Here is a 17,886-nt window from a genome sequence, read left to right on the forward strand (position 1 = left end):
TTCTGCGGGCTCCTTGCCGTTGATAGAGTCCGCTTCTGGCGCCCTGCGGCTTATGGCTGAACGACCAGAATGGGGCGGTGGGTTCAACCGGTCATCGCAGCACCTTCTGTAGCCTATAGGCCAGCGTTTCGAAGTCCAGGGTTTTTCGGGGGTCGCTGATTGAGCCGCAGGGCGACGGCGTTGAGTTGGGCCTGCGAGACATGGGAGAGTTGGTGTCTCTCGGGAAGTACTGCCTGAGCAGACCGTTGGTATTTTCGTTGCTGCCGCGCTGCCAGGGACTTCGCGGATCGCAGAAGTAGACCTGTAGATCGGTTGCAACGGTGAAGCTCTTGTGCCGAGCCATCTCCTTACCCTGGTCCCACGTTAGCGAGCGCCGCAACTCTTCGGGCAATGTGCCGATCGTTTGGGCGAGGGCCGCCACGACGGTGGCCGAGTCCCTCCTCGCCACCTTTACAAGCATCGTGAATCGGCTGTGTCGCTCGACGAGGGTGAGCCGCTCGCCGCGTTTGTTGGCCAGCCCCTCACGCCCCCTTGGTTCTCACCTCCATGATCCGAAAGCCAAAGATTCCAGCGGCCGCTGCATCTGCAGCGATGAGGATTTCATTTCCGCCTACAGGCTGAAATACGGCTGTGCCGTTGAACAGCTGAGCAACGGGTCCGCCCAAAAAGATCTGAAGTCTTCGTTACCGCGGACGGCGCGCTGTCAAGCGCTCACCGATGTTTTCGACCACGATCGAGTGCCTGATGAGAGTGCGGGGCGGATACTATGACACGCTCGGCCCGCTGCTTGTCAATGTCAGGCCCAGAACCCACGACAGAGATCCTTGAGCGACGGCTCGCCGTTTAACGTTTTTTGTACTGTTATCTACGTTCGACCATATTCGTCGTCGAAGCGAACGATATCATCCTCGGCGAGATAATCGCCGCTCTGCACTTCAATGATAACCAGGTCAATTCTGCCTGGGTTTTCGAGCCGATGCTTATGGCCGCAGGGGATGTAAGTAGATTCGTTTGTCCCCAGGAACAACTCCTGCTCGCCATTGACGATTTTGGCGGAGCCGCTGACCACGACCCAGTGCTCCGAACGATGATAGTGCATCTGCAGGCTCAACTGGCGACCGGGCTTCACCTCGATGCGTTTGATCTTGAAGCGCTCGCCTTCCTCCAGAACCGTATAGGTACCCCAGGGCCGGTGTACCGTGCTATGGACCAGATGAGCTTCATGTCCCGAAGCCTTGAGGCCCTCGAAGAGCTTCTTAACGTCCTGAACGCGGTCGCGGGATGTGACAAGCAAAGCGTCCGGGGAATCCACGATCACCAGATCGCTTACGCCCACCGTGCCGATGACGCGCTTGTCTGAGCTCACATAGGTGCCGGTCGTGTCGACCATGTGCACATCGCCGCGTATCCTGTTCCCGCTTTCGTCGGGGGCGATCAAATCGGCCATTGCGTTCCAAGATCCGATGTCGTTCCAATCCATGTCGCAGGGAATCACGGCAAGTCTGTTAGTCTTCTCCATGACAGCGTGGTCGAGCGAGATTCGCGGCGCGGAACCGAAATGCTCAGGCGCGAGTTCGATTTTGGCAAAGCCTTGGCATTGACTGGCGCGGCCGTTCTCATAGCTGTCGGCGACGGCCTGGAGCACCTCGGGACAATGCAAAGCCATCTCGTCGAGCATGGTTTGCGCACTGAAGCAGAAGATGCCGGCGTTCCAGAAGAAGCGTTGAGACGCGACATAGGCTTTGGCTGTCTCCAGATCCGGTTTTTCAACGAAACGGACGACGTTCTCACCATCTGCTTCGATGTAGCCGAATGCGGTGTCCGGTCTGGTTGGGGTGATGCCCAATGTGGCGATCCGCCCGAGCTTCGCATGTTCCATGGCCAGGCCCATCACGTCTAAAAACGCAGGCAGGTTGCTAATCAGGTGATCGGCCGGGAAGACGCACAGGATCGCGTCAGGGCCTTGCGTTGCCCTCGCATGGATCGCGGCTGCAGCCACGGCGGCGGCCGTATCCCGAGCTTCGGGCTCGAGCAGAAAGGTGCGTGGCAGGACCACGGAATCCAGTTCGTCAAATTCGTCCTTGGCCAGGAAGAGGTGGTCCCCGGATGTAACAGCGACGAGTTCCACGACACCTTCTATCGAAGCGGCGCGCAGCACAGTCTGCTGAATGAGAGAATATCCATCCGCCACTTTGAGGAAAGGTTTGGGGTGCGATTGCCTTGAGGCGGGCCATAGCCGCGATCCGGCTCCGCCGCTGATGATCACGGGAATGACTTTCATAACCAACCTCAATTTCGTCTCTGGAGTGATCGCCCGCGTTCTTTCGAGCGTCAGCGTCACGATCGCCGTCGCTCTGGCTTGTCTGCGGCCCCCGCGTAACAGCGAAGTTCTGGCGCGTTGCAGGCGGCGTCAGATGACGACGCTATCGGTAATGTACGACGCCTCCACTGGCGTCGGTGAGAAATGCGCATTCAACTATGCCTGTTGGTTGCGTCTGCCGAATTGCGCAGCTGGCGGGTCTTAACTGAGATCAGAGACTTGGCTGCCTTCTATCAAAGTCAAACGACTTGGCTCTTTCAGATCGAATTCAATTACCCGTGGTGCGAAAAGGCGTGCATATCGTGTAAAGGCGCTCGTCGGGGGAAACCGAATTACGGTATCGCAGCGCCCGAGAAGATACATCTCAACGAGGGCGGAAATTCCGCCGTCAATCCCGAGTGCTGCAGTGTGTAAGGGGCCACCTTGATTGGATCCGAAGTGCTTCGGGACAGTGAGCAGATCGGGAAACCTGGCCGACAGAAGATCCAGTATCCGCGCGCTGTCCGTGCATAAGAACAGCCGCACAGGCCTGGGGTGCGGTAACGCCTTAGCCTTGTCAATTGCAGCGCACACTTGCCGAACGGCGAGCTCCGGATCGGCCCAGTAGGGCGCATGCTCCATGATGTCTTCACCGTTACCGTGCCGAACATGAATCCCGATGATGCTGTGCCCCTCAAAACATTCCTGATAAATGGCATCTATGCGGGCTTGAATTTCTGGCCGAGGCTGGACACTCTGGAACACCTGCCGCTCTGCATCCTCATCGCACCGCCACATCAGACAAGCGTCACACACTACTGTGTTCGCTTCGACATCGTGTTCGGCCTGAAAGAGCTCGCCCAACTCATCGCGCTCTTGGAAAATCTGCTCATCTGGCCGGTAAAGGCACTCGATCGCCGGCCTGTTCCACCACTCCGGGAAGAATGGACCAGGGAAGGAAACGTCGTTGATCCGGTCGTCGGAAATAGCCGGCACGCCAGCGATGTCATTGATCGGCTGGAAGAACACCGGAAACGCATTTGTGAAGGGTTGGTCGAGGTAGCAGGCCCCCCGCCAGTCGATGACTAGAGTTCGTCCCGACCGCTGCGCGTAGCGCCAAGCGGCCGCCAATGACCACAGACAATCACCGAACCCCGTACGCCTCCGAGAGACGACGAACCGGCGCTTTTCCAATCCACTAACATGCATTTTCGGAAATCTCGTTCAGAGAGGAGGTTGCCCGGTTTGGTATCCTTAGTCGACACGTAGACCCTGACGCGCTTGGCAGAGGCCGGGGCATAGGGCAGAAGAGCTCACTCAGCACTGCCCACTAATCCCGTGACGCTCGCACAGCTTGAAGCCGATGCCCTCGCTTCCGGTTCAGCCTTCTCTACTGGGCCTCCGCGGCATATGTAAAATCTATTGAGTGGATGCCGGCCATCCATGTGTTGGATGCCATGATGAAGGGGCTCGGCTGACGCGGGCTCGGCCAATAGAGCCGAAACAGCCGGGAAACGCTGCGACACTGCCTGCCGGAGCAAATCGTTCCGTCGACGCCATACGCCAAGGGTGCAAGCTGCATACAGCAACCGGTACCGGGCGAGATGAGGTCGACAGCTCGACGCGCCTGGAACCAGCTGATCGACAGAATCTGCAGTCTGCTCCCAAAGTTCTGCACGACCTGTGCCGGATGCTGTGGTGAGGGCTCGCGGCCACGAACTTTGTCCTCGCCCCGAAACGGAAGCTCGCGCCTACGACTCCGGGCCGGCGATGCGCCCCCGCTGCTCGGCCAGACCATCCATTCTGTGGATGCACTTTATCCAAACAATCGATTTCACTGATCCAAACAATTCCCATTAGAAGACGCTGAAGCAAGAAAGAAAGGCGTCCTCACTCACTGATGGATGAGCAAATCAGCTGCAAGGTGCTGGGAGTACATGCGCTCACGGCGTGAGCTGAGCGGCACTCAGACCGCATGTACGAAGCCGACAGGTTAGCGGCGCAACTCTATTTTGCTGTGACTCCAAGCAAGAGGTGTGCTCGGCTGGCGGACTGTCAATGACGAGCTTCGCGCCACATCTGTCGAAGTGCTCCATAGCGCACGGGGCTGGCCGCACATTGTGTCGGCGTGGCGAGCCGGAGCCGAAACTTTAAACTTTAATAGAGCAGGAATAGAATGGGCGATAGCAGAAAAGTTGCTCTTATTACGGGCATAACTGGACAGGATGGTGCCTATCTTGCCCGTCTTCTTCTCAAAAAAGGCTACATCGTTCATGGGATTAAGCGACGTTCCTCTTCCTTCAACACGGGTCGTATCGAAGACCTCTACCAAGACCCGCACGAATCCGATCCGCGCCTGATCTTGCATTACGGTGACCTCACTGATTCGACTAACCTCATCCGCGTGGTTCAGGAATCTCAGCCAGACGAAATTTACAACTTGGCTGCTCAGAGCCATGTGCAGGTGTCGTTCGAAACACCTGAGTACACAGCAAACGCGGACGGTATCGGTACATTGCGACTTCTTGAGGCGATTCGCCTCCTCGGTCTGACGGACAAGACCCGCTTCTATCAAGCCTCGACTTCGGAGCTATACGGCCTCGTGCAGTCCGTACCGCAGAACGAAACGACGCCCTTTTATCCGCGCAGCCCTTACGCCGCCGCCAAGCTCTACGCCTACTGGATGGTCGTCAATTATCGCGAGGGCTATGGTATGCACGCTTCCAACGGCATTCTTTTTAATCACGAAAGCCCCCTTCGTGGCGAAACTTTTGTGACGCGCAAGATCAGCCGCGCTGCCGCTGCTATCTACCTGGGCAAGCAGGACAAGCTTTATCTCGGCAATCTCGATGCTCAACGCGATTGGGGCCATGCGCGTGAGTACGTGCGAGGTATGTGGATGATGATACAGCAGGATCAACCGGATGATTACGTGCTGGCGACGGGCAAAACGACTCCTGTCCGCCAATTCGTCGAGTGGGCTTTCGAAGATATCGGCGTCGAGATCGAATGGCGTGGCAAGGGTGTCGGCGAAAAGGGCTATGATGTAGCGAGCGGCAGATGCCTAGTCCAAGTGGACCCACGCTACTTCCGCCCCACGGAAGTCGATCTTCTCCTGGGTGACGCTACCAAGGCGAAGGAGAAGCTCGGCTGGGTGCATGAGACATCCGTGCGCGAGCTTGCTGCGGAAATGGTACGCGAAGACCTGAAGGTCATGCAGACATCTGTAGTCATGAAGGAAGCGTAATGTATGATCTGAACGGAAAAACCGTGTGGGTCGCTGGCCACAAAGGTATGGTGGGCAGCGCTGTTGTACGCCGACTCGCGTCTGAAGACTGCAAAGTTGTGGCCGCCCCTCGGGGAGAGCTAGACCTCAAGCGACAGACCGAGGTTGAAAACTTCGTGGCAGTGGTGAAACCGGACGCTATCATTATGGCGGCGGCAAAGGTAGGTGGTATTCTCGCGAACGCCACCTATCCGGTCGACTTTCTTTACGACAATCTGATGATCGAGGCCAATATCTTCGCGGCAGCCCACGAAAACAATGTCGACCGCGTCCTCTTCCTCGGCTCGTCTTGCATCTATCCGAAGATGGCACCACAGCCCATTCCTGAAAGCGCGCTTTTGACCGGGCCACTAGAGCGCACCAACGAATGCTACGCCGTCGCCAAGATCACCGGCATCAAAATGGCTCAAGCCTATCGCCAGCAATATGGCCGCGACTACATCTCCGCTATGCCGACGAATCTCTACGGGCCAGGCGACAATTATGACTTGCAGTCAAGCCACGTCATCCCAGCGCTGATCCGGAAAGCGCATGAAGCTAAGCTCATAAGTGATAAGCAAATCACCATCTGGGGCACGGGCACACCACGTCGGGAATTCATGCACGTCGACGACTGCGCCGACGCATTAGTCTTCCTTCTGAAGAACTACTCTGACCATGATCACGTCAATCTCGGCTGCGGACAGGACATCACGATCCTAGAGCTGACTAGAATGATCTGCCGTGTAGTCGGATTTACTGGGGAGATCGCGCATGATCACTCTAGACCTGACGGTACACCGCGAAAGCTGATGAGCGTCGACAAGCTGCGCACTTTGGGATGGGCAGCAAAGATCACTCTCATGGAAGGCATCGAGAGTGTCTATCATGCATTTCTGAACGGGAGCTACACCGAACGGCGATAGATAAGAGGATTTGCTGCGTCTCAGGCCTGTACGCGCTTTCGGGACCCAGAGCTAATGTAGACTGAGACAATCACTCGATGGCGATAGCGCTCATGTGAGCCAGCCGCGAGGAGCCCTGCCGGACCCGGACCCCATCCGCTCCAACCTCGTCGCCGTGGAGGTCACGGTGCGCTGCCCACGCCGACGCCGACTGCGTCAATCCTCACAAGGGTAACCGTCGATAACCGAACGCGTCTACGGTAACCGAATGTACTTCTTGTTCTCGTCCGAGGGATCTGTCGATGGGCATTCCGGACGAGCCAAAGTTTGAGCATGTTACCTTCGAAACCCGGTTAGCAACGTCGGATTTGGTATGAAATTCGGAACAAGTGGATTACGGGGCCTGGCGACAGAATTGGCAGGAGCCGCCTCTGCCCTATATGCAACGGCATTCGCGACATTCCTGCTGGAATCCGGCCTGGCCAGAATTGGCGACGAGATACTCATAGGGCGCGACTTTCGCGCCTCGAGTCCGGCCATCGCCGCCGTCTGTGCGGCGGCACTGTCCGCGCTCGGCTTCATCGTAGTCGATTGCGGCGCAGTCCCCACCCCTGCCCTGGCACTGTATGCTCAGGCGCGTAAGAGTGGTTGTTTGATGATCACAGGCTCGCACATTCCGGCCGACCGTAATGGAATAAAATTCTATCGACCCGACGGTGAGATCGACAAGGGTGATGAGCGGGAGATAACGCGCATCGCCTTGCAGTTGGAGAAGCGCGGATACGTCCTTGAAGGTGCTGTTGCACGTCGGCAGCACCGGGAGGCCGAATGCAAGGCCTTTTTCATGGCGCGCAATCGAAAGCTTATGGAGATTAATGCTCTAAAGGGCTTAACGGTGGGCGTATATCAGCACAGCACAGTCGCGCGCGATCTCTTGGTTGACATTCTCTCATATCACTGTGCGACGGTCGTAACCCTGGGACGTTCGGAAGGTTTCATTCCTGTCGACACTGAAGCGGTCTCTGACGAGACTGCTCAACAGTTCAAGCTCTGGGCCAAAGAGCATCGGCTTGATGCGGTCGTCTCGGCAGATGGCGATGGTGACCGCCCACTGGTAGCTGACGACCACGGAGACCCCCTTCGCGGTGATTTGTTAGGCCTGATTACGGCGAACTTCCTGCAAGCGAAGGCAGTCGTCACGCCGGTCACATCAAACTCTGGCATCGAGACCGCAGGTTCTTTTAAAGTCGTGCGTACCAAGGTTGGATCGCCATTTGTTATTGCTGCCATGCTCGATTTGGTTGCGTCGGGTCACGAGCGCGTGGTTGGTTTCGAAGCAAACGGTGGTTTGTTGACCGGCACGGACTTTGACCCGAACGGAACTAAACTGCCAGCGCTACCTACACGCGACAGTTTTCTCCCCATCCTTGCGGCACTTTCCCTTGTTAGTACAAGTGGGCAGCCACTGTCGGAGATTGGCAGTTCCTTTCAATTGCCGGCAGCGGCGGCGGATCGCTTGGAAAATTTTTCCGTCGAAAGCAGCACTCGCCTCATGACATACCTTCGTTCAGCGGAAACTAACATCGCCGCCTTCGTCGGGTCGATTGGAGTGGTAAGCAAGGTTAGCGATGTTGACGGACTTCGTATCACTCTCGCGGATAAGCGTGTCTTGCATTTGCGTCCATCCGGAAATGCCCCGGAAATGCGGTGCTACGTCGAAGCCGAAAATCGGGAGGACGCGGAGCTTTTGCTCCGGACTGGATTGAATCGAATTCGTAATTGGACGCAAGGCTAATAAAAAGCCGCCTCCCTGCGTATTCCAGGTGACCCTCGGGGTCGCACAAGCTACTCAAGCGCGATCAGAACGTCCACAGTGTCCCGGCCCCTGTCCGCTTTGAAGCGAACCGGAACGCCCGTGGAAACAGCCGATCCGTACCAGCCACGGAGCGTCCGGTAGCTCATGGTCAAGGCAGCGCCTTCCGGTAGCGAACAGCCGGTCCCGCACTGACCGCCTGCGCCGCATGTACGATGGCGTTGGTGTCCAGGCCGTGGTGACGGTATAGGTCCGCAATAGTCCCCGTCTGGCCGAACTGCTCGACCCCGAGCGCCTTCACGCGATGCCCGTTAACCCCACCGAGCCACGCGAGCGTCGCCGGGTGGCCGTCGATCACGGTGACGATGCCGCAGTCACGCGATAGCGGCGCGAGCAGCCGCTCGATATGACTCAGGGCGCCGATCGCGCCACGCTGCCGGGCACGTTCCGCCGCCTGCCAGCCCGCATTAAGCCGGTCCGCGGAGGTGATCGCGAGCAGCCCGACATCGCGCCGGTCCTCCGCCAGAAGACCCGTCGCGGCAATCGCCTCCGGCGCGACGACGCCTTGATAAGCAATGACGACACTCGCGTTGGGCCCAGGCGGACGCAGCCAATAGGCGCCATTGACGATGTCCCGCGCGAGCGCCGGGTTCATGTCGCGCAGCGGCTGCTCGAGCGGCCGGGTTGACAGGCGAAGATAGACCGATCCTCCGGTCTGATCACGCAGCCACGTCGTCTCATCCGGATCCCCCTCGCCATTACGTTGCATGTAATCGAAGGCAAAGCGCATGATCACGGACAGTTCGTCGACGAAGGCCGGTTCGAAGGCGCAAAGCCCATCCTGCGCCATGCCGATCAATGGGGTGCCGATCGACTGGTGTGCCCCGCCCTCGGGCGCCAGCGTCACGCCCGAGGGCGTTGCGACCAGCATGAAGCGCGCATCCTGATAGCAGGCGTAGTTTAGCTGGTCGGCCGATCGGTAGATGAAGGGATCATAGACTGTCCCGATCGGCAGCAGGCGCACGCCATTGATCGAGTGCGAGAGACCGAGTGCCCCGAGCATGATCATCAGGTTCGACTCGGCGATCCCGAGCTCGAGGTGCTGCCCCTTCGGCCCAAATTCCCAGGTAAAGGTCGACGGAATGCGTTCGGCCTTGAAGGTGTCCGCCATGGTCTCCCGGGCGAAAAGGCCGCGCCGGTTGACCCAGCCACCGAGATTGGTCGAGACCGTCACATCGGGCGAGGTGGTGACAATGCGGTCGGCAAGCAGACTGCGCTCGCGTGCGATGTCGTTCAGGATCTGGCCGAAGCCCATCTGGGTCGAGAGCGGCTTGCCGGGCTGCCCCGGTGACGGAAGGGTTTCAGGCACCGGCACCGACGGCGGAGACAGCCTCCTACGCCCCTCACTGAAGAACGGCGCCTTTGCGAAGAAGGCGTCAAGTTCCGCTTCCGGCAAGGTGGCGGCCGCCCATTTGTCCCACTCCTCACCCCGCTTTACGCCCATTTGCAGGCGGTAGTCTTCCATCTGCGTGGGCGTCATCTGCCCCGCGTGGTTGTCCTTGTGTCCGGCAAGCGGCAGACCGTAGCCCTTGATGGTGTAACAGATGAAGCAGACGGGACGGTCATGCCTGGACGCCGCCTCGAAGGCTTCGAGGAGGCTCGGCATGTCATGCCCGCCAAGGTTCGTCATCAACGCCTGCAACTCGTCGTCGGAGCGGCGTTCGATCAGAGTGGTGACCGGCCCTTGGTCTCCGATCTCGTCGAGCAGCCGCTTGCGCCAGGCAGCACCCCCTTGGAAGGTCAGCGCCGAATAGAGCTGGTTCGGACAGCGCTCTATCCACTCGAGCAGCTTCTCGCCCCCCGGCTCGGCAAAGGCAGCCTCTTGCAGAGCGCCGTGGCGCAGGACCATCACGTCCCAGCCGAAGTTGCGAAAAATCTGCTCGAACCGCTGCCAGAGGCCCTCCCGGATCACGGCGTCGAGCGACTGGCGATTGTAGTCGACCACCCACCAGCAGTTCCTGAGCCCGTGCTTCCAGCCTTCGATCAGGGCCTCGTAGATGTTGCCTTCATCCATCTCGGCGTCGCCGGTCAGGCTGACCATTCGGCCCTCGGCACGCTCCTTCATCCAGCCGTGACCCGAGACGTAGTCCTGCACCAGCGACGAGAACAGCGTCTGAGCAACGCCGAGACCCACCGACCCGGTCGAGAAGTCGACATCGTCGACATCCTTCGTCCGCGAAGGGTAGCTCTGCGCGCCCTTGTAGCCGCGGAAGTTCATGAGCTTTTCGTGGGTCTGGTTGCCCGCCAGATACTGAAGTGCATGGAAGATCGGCGCCGCATGGGGTTTGACCGCCACCCGATCCTGCGGGCGCAGGACCGAACCGTAGAGCGCGGTCATGATGGTGCTCAGCGACGCGGACGAGGCCTGATGCCCCCCGACCTTGATCTCATCGCCCTCGCGGACGTGGTTGGCGTGGTGGATCGTCCAGGCTGCGAGCCAGGAGACGCAGCGCTCGATCTCGTTCAGATATTCCAGTTTCCTCGTCATTCAGTTTCCCGCAAATCAGCTGCCGGTCTCACAGGACCCCCGCCCAAATGGTCAAAGATCGAGTTTCAACACACCTGTCGCGCGCGACACGCAGGGGATGAAGCGGTGGCCGCGTGCCTCCTTGGACAGGACGGCATCCCGATGGATCGGCTGTCCCGCCAGCATTGCGCATTCGCAGGTCCCGCACACCCCGTTCTCACACGAGGCCATCAACGGCACACCGGCCGCACGCAAGGCGGCCAGTGCCGTGGTCTCAGCCGAAACCTCAACCACCCTGCCCTCAGCCAGTTCTATGACGAATGGTTCCGGTGGCGCGCCATCAAACTCGGGAGGCTGGAAAGTTTCGAAATGAACAGTACCCTTGGGCCAGTGTTGAGCCGCGCGCCCCACAACCGCCATGAAGCCAGGCGGTCCGCAGTAGTATGTCTGCGCGTCGTCCGAACGGTTCGCCAGCAGCGCGGCGATGTTCTGCCGGGTCTGAGGCTCGTCGTCGAAATGGATCCGCACATTGCCGCCAGGAAGATCGCTCCCGATCGCCGCCAAGAGTGGCGTGAGCGCCCGGCTGCGGGTGAAATAGTGCAACTCGAAGGGCTTGGCCTGCCGGGTGAGCGCGCGCGCCATGGCCAGAATCGGGGTGATCCCGATTCCCCCTGCCAGCAGCAAAGTCGGCCCCTCGCCTGGCTTGAGCGCAAAATGGTTGCGTGGCGCGGAGACAGGCAGTGTGGAGCCGACGGCAATGGTTTCGTGGATCCACGCCGAGCCGCCACGGCCGTCATTCTCGCGCTTCACCGCGATGGTGTAGCGGCCAAGCTCGGTCGGGTCGCCGCAAAGTGAATACTGACGCACCTTCCCTTCAGGCAGATGGACGTCGACGTGAGAACCCGCTTCGAACGCCGGCAGCACAGGTTTGCGTGGGTGTTTCAGGTCGATGACCAGCACGTCGCCCGGCTCCTTGCGGGCGGCGGTCACGGTCAGCTTCATGATGATGCGCGGCGAGGCCATGGCGTTTCACTCGTCGATGGGCAAGATCAGATCACCGGGGCGGATCACGCCCCCGACCTCGATTGTGCAGTTCAGGCCGGAGCGGTTCAGAAGCCCCTCGTAGAGACCCGGAAGCCCGAGCAACTCCTCGATATACTTGCACGGCACATTCATCCGGGCGGCCCTGAGGATCGTTTCCCCGACCCGGAAGCGTTTGCCGACAAGATGGCTAAGCGGAACGCCTCGTGTCGTCAGATTGCGCCGGTGATCTTCGGGTGCGAGCTTGGCCTTGAAGCCCGGAATTCTGGGTTCGCCCTGCGCGATGGCGTCCAAGACTTCAGCTTCGATCAGCGTCACTTCGCGAACGTCAGGACGCGCGGAATAGGTCCCCGTCCCCAGGTAGTAGCGGTCTCCGACAATGCCTTGGCCGGCAATAAGCTGCGCCTGCGCCAGCTCCTCCATTTCATAGGAGGCGGCAGGCGCGATATGGACGTGAAGCAGCTTTCCTCGCCAGGTCATCATCGCTCTCGGAAATTCGTCTCGTGGAAACCTGCTGCAAAACTGGCCTGATCAACAGCGCCAGTTGCATGGCATTTTTCCGGTCCAGTTGGCTGTTTGGAAAGAAATACGGGGGGCCCTCGGACCGTTTTCAGCGCCAGCTTTCGGCGTCGCCCCGTCTCAGTTGTTCCGCGCCGAGCATCGCGTCTTGCACCTGCTTGACAACCTCTCGCAGGACCTCAACGCCCTTCCCGATCTGCCGAATGCTCAAGGCGGCATAGCCCATGACAAGTCCGACGCGATCGGTGCGGCCTTCGTCCGATGGCCGTTCGTACAGCGGCGAGATCAAGTGTAGCCCCAGGCCAGCGTCGCGGGCGGATTCGACCAAGGCCGTTTCCCGCGATCGTGGCAGGTCATTGAACCAAACCGCGACGTGCAGTCCCGCATCAGCTCCCTGGACAGTGATGCGATCCCCGAAGCTGTGCTGCAAGGCGCCCAACAACGTTTCCCGACGCTCGCCGTTCAGCCTGCGCACACGGCGCACATGGCTTTCGTAGCCGCCGCTCTCGATCAACGATGCCAGCGCTTCCTGTTCAGCGACCGGCGAATGCCGGTCTGCGAATTGTTTGGCGGTTGCGAAGACCTCCTGCAATTCGGGTGGGACGACGAGGTAGCCGATGCGCAGCATCGGCGAGAGCGTCTTGGATATCGTGCCGAGATAGATGACAGCCCCGTGGTCCTCGAGACTGTGCAGCGGAGGGACCGGATTGATGTCGTAGCGATATTCGCTGTCGTAGTCGTCCTCGATCACATAGGCGTTGTTGTGCCGCGCCCATTCCAGAAGCTGATGGCGGCGCGCGATCGGCATGACGCCGCCCAGCGGAAACTGATGCGATGGCGTCACATAAGCCAGTCGTGCTCCGATCCCCGCCAGCAACTCGGTCCTCATCCCGTCTTCGTCGACGATGACCGGGATGGGTGAGGCACCCGTACTGGCAAAGACCTGACGCGCCATCCTGTAGCACGGATCCTCGATGACGAAGCGGTCGGCGGGATCGAGAAGCAGGCGCGCGCACAGATCAAGGCCCTGCTGCGAACCGCTGACGATGATGATCTGGTCGAGGTCGCAGCTCAGGGTCCGGGCGCGCCAGAGATAGCCCTGAAGCGCCTGGCGGAGCCGGCGCGAGCCGCGAGGATCGTCATAGGCAAGACGCAGCGGGCGCTGCCCCATCGCCTCGTTCATCGCGCGTTTCCAGACCAATGAAGGGAAATCCGACGGCGCGAGGTCGCCATAGCGGAACTCGACCTTCAGCCCAGTCGGCAGATAATCTGGCCAGGGTGACGTCGCGCGCAGCCGCTCGCCATATGCGGACAGGTGGATCGGGCCGACCCGTTGCGCGTGAGTGCGCCCCGTCCCATGACCCATCAACGAAGACGCAACGCGAGGTCGTGCGCCTTGACGGACTTCGATGAAACCCTCCGCAGCCAGTTGCTCATAGGCGACCGTCACCGTGGTTCGCGAAACGCCGAGGTCATTTGCCAGGGCCCGGGAGGATGGCAACTGACTGCCGGTTTCGTAGACGCCGCCGAGGATTTGCTCGCGAAGGGCTTCGTATATCTGGCGTGCACCCATCGCGTGCGAGCGCGCTGCAGACCCGGCACTTGAAGACTGGACCATCTCTTTCATCGCCAACTGGATATTTCACATTGGCCAGGTTGCCGTCAATCTTTCGGAACCCCAAGAGAGATCGCAGAGGCCGAATGACCAGCTCCCATCAATCCGAAACCGATGCTCCCACGGGGTCGCTCAACCGCACCAGCCCCGGATTTGCCACCCGGGCGATCCATCATGGGTACGATCCGGCCGGCTTTTCCAATGCCGTCCAGCCGCCAGTGTTCCTGACGTCAACCTATGGGTTCGAAAGCGTGGCAGCAAACGATGCCGCCGCCGCCCTTGGTGGACGGCTCTATGCGCGCGAATACAATCCCACGACCGAGATCCTCGAGCAGCGGCTCGCGAATCTGGAAGGAGCCGAGGCGGGGCTGGTTGTTGCCTCGGGGATGGCGGCCTTCGGCACTCTGATCCTGTCGCTCCTGTCCCAGGGCGATGAACTCATCGTCCACAAGACGCTTTATGCGAACACGCTTGCCATGGTCGAACAGGCGGTCCCCCGCTTCGGCATCAAGGTCGTCGCGGTCGATCTGTCAAATCCCCACAATCTCGATGCTGCGATCACCGAGCGGACGCGGCTGGTTTTCTTCGAGACGCCGGTGAATCCGCTGAGCCGCATCCTCGACATAGCGGCAATTGCCGAGCGCGCTCACGCGCGCGGTGTAAGGGTTGCAGTCGACAGCACCTTCGCCTCGCCCGCGCTCCAGCGACCGCTTGAGCACGGGGCGGACATCGTGCTCCATTCGCTGACCAAGTACATCAATGGTCATGGCGATGCCCTTGGCGGGGCGCTTCTCGGCGACGCCCAAACGCTCCGTACGCTGCATGAAACGGGCCTGCGCTACATCACCGGCGCAGCGCTCTCGCCCATGTCAGCTTTCCTAATCCTGCGCGGTCTCAAGACGCTGACGCTGCGTATGGAACGGCACAGCGCCACGGCCCTTGCGGTGGCTCGGGCGCTGGAAGCGCACCCGGCGGTGGCATTTGTGAGTTATCCGTTCCTCGACTCGCACCCTGATCAGGTGACGGCGCGAAAACAGATGTCCAACGGATCGGGCATGTTGGCCTTTGGCCTCCACGCTGGATACGAAGGAGCGCGCCGGATGATGGACCGGCTCAACCTGATCATTCGCGCCGTCAGCCTCGGCGATGCCGACAGCCTCATCTATCATCCAGCAAGCCTCACCCGTGCTCGGCAGCCCATCCGCAAGGATGCCCATTTGGCCGATGGAGTCGGCGAGGATCTCATGCGTCTCTCGGTGGGGCTTGAAGACGCTGATGACCTGATCGCCGATCTGCGGCGGGCTTTGGACGTCTTGTAATGACCTGGCGTGCGGCCACCTCTGCGCTCACACATAGATCTGGAGCCTTGCCATGGCATTCCTGAGCGGTCTTTCCGCGTTCCCCATCACCCCGACCAATCGTGACGGCCGCGTCGATAGCGTTGCCCTGCGCAGGCTGATTGCTCGGCTTGGCATTGCTCAGGTCGATTCCATCGGTCTTCTCGGCAGCACCGGCACATACATCTATCTGTCGCGCGAGCAACGGCGGCGGGCGCTCTCCGAGACCTTGGACCAAACGGCGGGGCAAATGCCGGTCGTGGTGGGTGTGGGCGCGCTGCGCACCGATGAAGCCGTGGGGCTCGCGCAAGACGCCAAGGCCCTTGGAGCAGCTGCGGGTTTGCTTGCCGCCGCCTCCTACACCCCGCTTACTGATGACGAGGTGTTCGAACATTTCTCCACTGTGGCGCGCGAAAGTGGCCTGCCGATCGTCGTCTACGACAATCCAGGAACGACGCATTTCCATTTCAGTCCACCCCTTGTCAGCCGCCTGGCAAAGGTGGCTGGGATTGTCGCCATCAAGAATCCGACAGACAAAAGCGATGCGATCAAGAACCATCTGACCGCCCAGAGGCGCACACTGCCGGAAGGGTTCTCGATTGGCTACAGCGGCGACTGGAACGCCGCCGAGGCCATGATCGCCGGCGCCGACACATGGTACAGCGTCCTCGCGGGCATCCTGCCCGAGGTCTGCATGACGATCGTCACAGCGGCGCAACAGGGCGATGCGGCCGAAGCGCGACGGATCAATGCCGCGCTGGTCCCGATCTGGAGCGTCTTCAAGGAGTTCTCGAGCCTTCGCGTCGTCTATGCACTCGCTGAATTGCTCGACATTTGCAGTGCCGAACCCCCGCGTCCCATCCTGCCTCTGCCCCCAGCAGCGAAGCGCCAGATCGCCGCCGCGTTGAAAGGTTTGCCATCGGATGCCAGCCGGTGAACAGCAAACCCCGTTCGGCAAGTGAAAGGAAGTGCATGTATTTACCCGCTCATTTCGAGAACTGATCGAAAACAACGCACTCGGCGTGCTGATAGCCATGGCTGGAGCGGTCTCGACGCCAATCACACCCCTTCTAACTCGACAATCGACTGCGGAGGTACAGACTGCGCAGGGCACTCCGCCCATGCCGCACCGTTCGCCTTCAAACTAGGAATCGGTGTTTACCCATTTGAATGGCATCGAGCCGGCGCTTTACTTCCGGCCCGGTGCGCGCATTGAAGCCGGTGCCAATGCCGCCGGCGAACACCAGATTTCCGTCCTCGACATTCGCCAGAGCACGCTTCCCGACCGCCGTAACTGTTGCCGGGTTCGCAGCCGATGACGATGAACTCATCACTCAGCACGCATTTTGTCTCACCCATTCTTGGCGCCGGCCGGATCGATATGGACTGACACGCAGCTTGGAGACGATGCCGTCGAGGCCGAACTGGCAGACTTGCGCGAGAATGTCGCTGCCGCCGCTGATCTCGTCGCTCAGAACGATGCCGTTTGGGCGGCGTCTCAGCAGGTTAACTAGCGCTTTGCGCCGATCGACGAGTGGCCGATCGCGAAGACCCTCGCCGTCGATCTTGAGCAGGTCGAAGCCGGCAAGCATGGTCCTGACGTCTCCTGCCGCGGCCAAGAGCCCGCTGCAGACTGGGAATGCGCGACAAGCCTTCTGGTCAACGACGAACGCCTCACCGTCTATTATCGCGTCCGAGGCGCCGAGCTCGGCCACCGCCCGGGACGATAGTCGGAAACCTGAGGGTCCAGTCGTGGAGGTTGTCGAGGTAGGCCCCCATCGATAATCGTCCCATTTCATTTCGTGTAGCCAATCAGGGCCCTGCCGGACGCGGCCGACCAGCGGTCGATGTTCGCGACGACCCGAATGTCCAGTCTCGTGTAACCCAGCCTAAAGCGGCCTGTCCGCCCCAAAAAATGACATTCAGTTGCCTCCAGCCTTTCGACACGACCCACTTCACGATCTCGTAACTCGCCAACCTAGCGGCTTGTTGCTTGAGCTGCGCGTTCCTAGGGTGTGGTCGCTAGGCCTCAGCAACAAGAGCTCGGTTGCCAGGCGGGCGGAGGCTCAACGAGATAGCCAGCTCAGGACAAGGAGAGCAAGCAATGGTCGCTTTTACCCTCAATGGCGAGGCGCGAACACTCGACGTCGATCCAGAGATGCCGCTGCTCTGGGCGGTCCGTGACGTCATCGGACTCACGGGAACGAAATTCGGTTGCGGGCTTGCCCAGTGCGGCGCTTGCACGGTTCACGTTAACGGCATGCCGACGCGCTCGTGCCAGACCGCAGTCGGCGACATCGAAGGAGCCTCGATCATCACCATTGAGGGTGTGTCGGGCAAGATAGGCGAAACGGTCCAGGCCGTGTGGGCCGAGTTCGACGTACCTCAATGCGGCTATTGCCAGTCTGGACAGATCATGTCGGCCGTGGCCCTCCTTACAGAAACGCCTAAGCCGACGGACGATGATATTGATTCGGCGATGAGCGGCAATCTCTGCCGCTGCGCCACCTATCATCGCATCCGCGCGGCCATCCACGAGACCGCCAACCGGCTGGAGACTTGAGG

At 60.1% G+C, this 17,886-nt stretch carries 14 protein-coding genes and 1 pseudogene; 6 read left to right on the plus strand and 9 right to left on the minus strand.

The window, feature by feature from the left end; translation table 11 throughout:
* Positions 1-91: 91 nt before the first annotated feature.
* The 3 genes and pseudogenes from NKI66_RS19710 to NKI66_RS19720 form a co-directional block, all read right to left on the minus strand.
* A pseudogene (locus NKI66_RS19710) lies at positions 92-490 on the minus strand (IS30 family transposase); the annotation flags it as partial.
* Positions 491-865: 375 nt separating this feature from the next.
* Positions 866-2,281, minus strand: a complete 1,416-nt coding sequence (locus tag NKI66_RS19715; RefSeq protein WP_352546091.1) for a mannose-1-phosphate guanylyltransferase/mannose-6-phosphate isomerase — start codon at positions 2,279-2,281, stop codon at positions 866-868.
* A gap of 240 nt (positions 2,282-2,521) precedes the next feature.
* On the minus strand, positions 2,522-3,508 hold the full coding sequence (locus NKI66_RS19720) for a nodulation protein NodZ (RefSeq protein WP_023711832.1): 987 nt from the start codon (positions 3,506-3,508) through the stop codon (positions 2,522-2,524).
* Between the two features lie 967 nt (positions 3,509-4,475).
* On the opposite strand from NKI66_RS19720, the gene gmd reads away from it, so the two are divergent.
* The 3 genes from gmd to NKI66_RS19735 all read left to right on the plus strand — a co-directional run bounded on the left by gmd (position 4,476) and on the right by NKI66_RS19735 (position 8,264).
* Positions 4,476-5,546 carry a GDP-mannose 4,6-dehydratase gene (gene gmd, locus NKI66_RS19725; RefSeq protein ID WP_023692482.1) on the plus strand — a complete coding sequence of 357 codons (1,071 nt, stop codon included), beginning with the start codon at positions 4,476-4,478 and terminating at the stop codon, positions 5,544-5,546.
* Positions 5,546-6,490, plus strand: coding sequence for a GDP-L-fucose synthase (gene fcl, locus NKI66_RS19730; RefSeq protein ID WP_023772716.1), 945 nt, complete (start codon positions 5,546-5,548; stop codon positions 6,488-6,490). The genes gmd and fcl overlap by 1 nt, the downstream gene beginning before the upstream one ends.
* A 352-nt stretch (positions 6,491-6,842) precedes the next feature.
* Entirely contained in the window at positions 6,843-8,264 is a 1,422-nt protein-coding gene (locus NKI66_RS19735; RefSeq protein WP_352752655.1) for a phosphomannomutase, read from the plus strand.
* A 169-nt stretch (positions 8,265-8,433) separates the two neighbouring features.
* Here NKI66_RS19735 and NKI66_RS19740 read toward each other — a convergent pair whose 3' ends face one another.
* The 4 genes from NKI66_RS19740 to pdxR form a co-directional block, all read right to left on the minus strand.
* Positions 8,434-10,830, minus strand: coding sequence for a transketolase (locus NKI66_RS19740; RefSeq protein ID WP_352752657.1), 2,397 nt, complete (start codon positions 10,828-10,830; stop codon positions 8,434-8,436).
* 51 nt (positions 10,831-10,881) lie between these two features.
* Entirely contained in the window at positions 10,882-11,832 is a 951-nt protein-coding gene (locus tag NKI66_RS19745; RefSeq protein WP_352553819.1) for a PDR/VanB family oxidoreductase, read from the minus strand.
* A 6-nt stretch (positions 11,833-11,838) separates the two neighbouring features.
* Complete coding sequence (locus NKI66_RS19750) at positions 11,839-12,330, minus strand: MOSC domain-containing protein (RefSeq protein WP_023758446.1); 492 nt, start codon at positions 12,328-12,330, stop codon at positions 11,839-11,841.
* 130 nt (positions 12,331-12,460) lie between these two features.
* Positions 12,461-13,996 carry a MocR-like pyridoxine biosynthesis transcription factor PdxR gene (pdxR, locus tag NKI66_RS19755; RefSeq protein ID WP_352752727.1) on the minus strand — a complete coding sequence of 512 codons (1,536 nt, stop codon included), beginning with the start codon at positions 13,994-13,996 and terminating at the stop codon, positions 12,461-12,463.
* Between the two features lie 74 nt (positions 13,997-14,070).
* Between pdxR and NKI66_RS19760 the strand changes: the two genes are divergently transcribed.
* Positions 14,071-15,303 carry a trans-sulfuration enzyme family protein gene (locus NKI66_RS19760; RefSeq protein WP_352546075.1) on the plus strand — a complete coding sequence of 411 codons (1,233 nt, stop codon included), beginning with the start codon at positions 14,071-14,073 and terminating at the stop codon, positions 15,301-15,303.
* A gap of 52 nt (positions 15,304-15,355) precedes the next feature.
* The gene (locus NKI66_RS19765; protein ID WP_352752658.1) at positions 15,356-16,258 is read left to right on the plus strand and encodes a dihydrodipicolinate synthase family protein; all 903 of its coding nucleotides are present in this window, start codon (positions 15,356-15,358) and stop codon (positions 16,256-16,258) included.
* Positions 16,259-16,460: 202 nt separating this feature from the next.
* On the opposite strand, the gene NKI66_RS19770 is transcribed toward NKI66_RS19765, so the two are convergent.
* A complete protein-coding gene (locus tag NKI66_RS19770; protein WP_352582421.1) occupies positions 16,461-16,652 on the minus strand; it encodes a hypothetical protein in 192 nt (63 codons plus the stop codon).
* Positions 16,653-16,655: 3 nt separating this feature from the next.
* On the minus strand, positions 16,656-17,120 hold the full coding sequence (locus tag NKI66_RS19775) for an ATP-dependent DNA ligase (protein ID WP_352752660.1): 465 nt from the start codon (positions 17,118-17,120) through the stop codon (positions 16,656-16,658).
* A 305-nt stretch (positions 17,121-17,425) separates the two neighbouring features.
* Between NKI66_RS19775 and NKI66_RS19780 the strand changes: the two genes are divergently transcribed.
* Positions 17,426-17,884, plus strand: coding sequence for a (2Fe-2S)-binding protein (locus tag NKI66_RS19780; protein WP_352602281.1), 459 nt, complete (start codon positions 17,426-17,428; stop codon positions 17,882-17,884).
* Positions 17,885-17,886: the final 2 nt, after the last annotated feature.

This window comes from Mesorhizobium sp. M0518 (assembly GCF_040321125.1).
Taxonomy (GTDB): domain Bacteria; phylum Pseudomonadota; class Alphaproteobacteria; order Rhizobiales; family Rhizobiaceae; genus Mesorhizobium.

Excerpts from the sequence above, each read along its gene's own strand:
- NKI66_RS19720 (WP_023711832.1), bottom strand. The coding sequence starts at position 3,508 with ATGCATGTTAGTGGATTGGAAAAGCGCCGGTTCGTCGTCTCTCGGAGG.
- NKI66_RS19740 (WP_352752657.1), bottom strand. The coding sequence starts at position 10,830 with ATGACGAGGAAACTGGAATATCTGAACGAGATCGAGCGCTGCGTCTCC.
- NKI66_RS19775 (WP_352752660.1), bottom strand. The coding sequence starts at position 17,120 with ATGAAATGGGACGATTATCGATGGGGGCCTACCTCGACAACCTCCACG.
- NKI66_RS19765 (WP_352752658.1), top strand. The coding sequence starts at position 15,356 with ATGGCATTCCTGAGCGGTCTTTCCGCGTTCCCCATCACCCCGACCAAT.
- NKI66_RS19760 (WP_352546075.1), top strand. The coding sequence starts at position 14,071 with ATGACCAGCTCCCATCAATCCGAAACCGATGCTCCCACGGGGTCGCTC.
- gmd (WP_023692482.1), top strand. The coding sequence starts at position 4,476 with ATGGGCGATAGCAGAAAAGTTGCTCTTATTACGGGCATAACTGGACAG.
- pdxR (WP_352752727.1), bottom strand. The coding sequence starts at position 13,996 with ATGAAAGAGATGGTCCAGTCTTCAAGTGCCGGGTCTGCAGCGCGCTCG.
- NKI66_RS19745 (WP_352553819.1), bottom strand. The coding sequence starts at position 11,832 with ATGGCCTCGCCGCGCATCATCATGAAGCTGACCGTGACCGCCGCCCGC.
- NKI66_RS19750 (WP_023758446.1), bottom strand. The coding sequence starts at position 12,330 with ATGACCTGGCGAGGAAAGCTGCTTCACGTCCATATCGCGCCTGCCGCC.
- NKI66_RS19715 (WP_352546091.1), bottom strand. The coding sequence starts at position 2,281 with ATGAAAGTCATTCCCGTGATCATCAGCGGCGGAGCCGGATCGCGGCTA.
- NKI66_RS19735 (WP_352752655.1), top strand. The coding sequence starts at position 6,843 with ATGAAATTCGGAACAAGTGGATTACGGGGCCTGGCGACAGAATTGGCA.
- NKI66_RS19770 (WP_352582421.1), bottom strand. The coding sequence starts at position 16,652 with ATGAGTTCATCGTCATCGGCTGCGAACCCGGCAACAGTTACGGCGGTC.
- fcl (WP_023772716.1), top strand. The coding sequence starts at position 5,546 with ATGTATGATCTGAACGGAAAAACCGTGTGGGTCGCTGGCCACAAAGGT.
- NKI66_RS19780 (WP_352602281.1), top strand. The coding sequence starts at position 17,426 with ATGGTCGCTTTTACCCTCAATGGCGAGGCGCGAACACTCGACGTCGAT.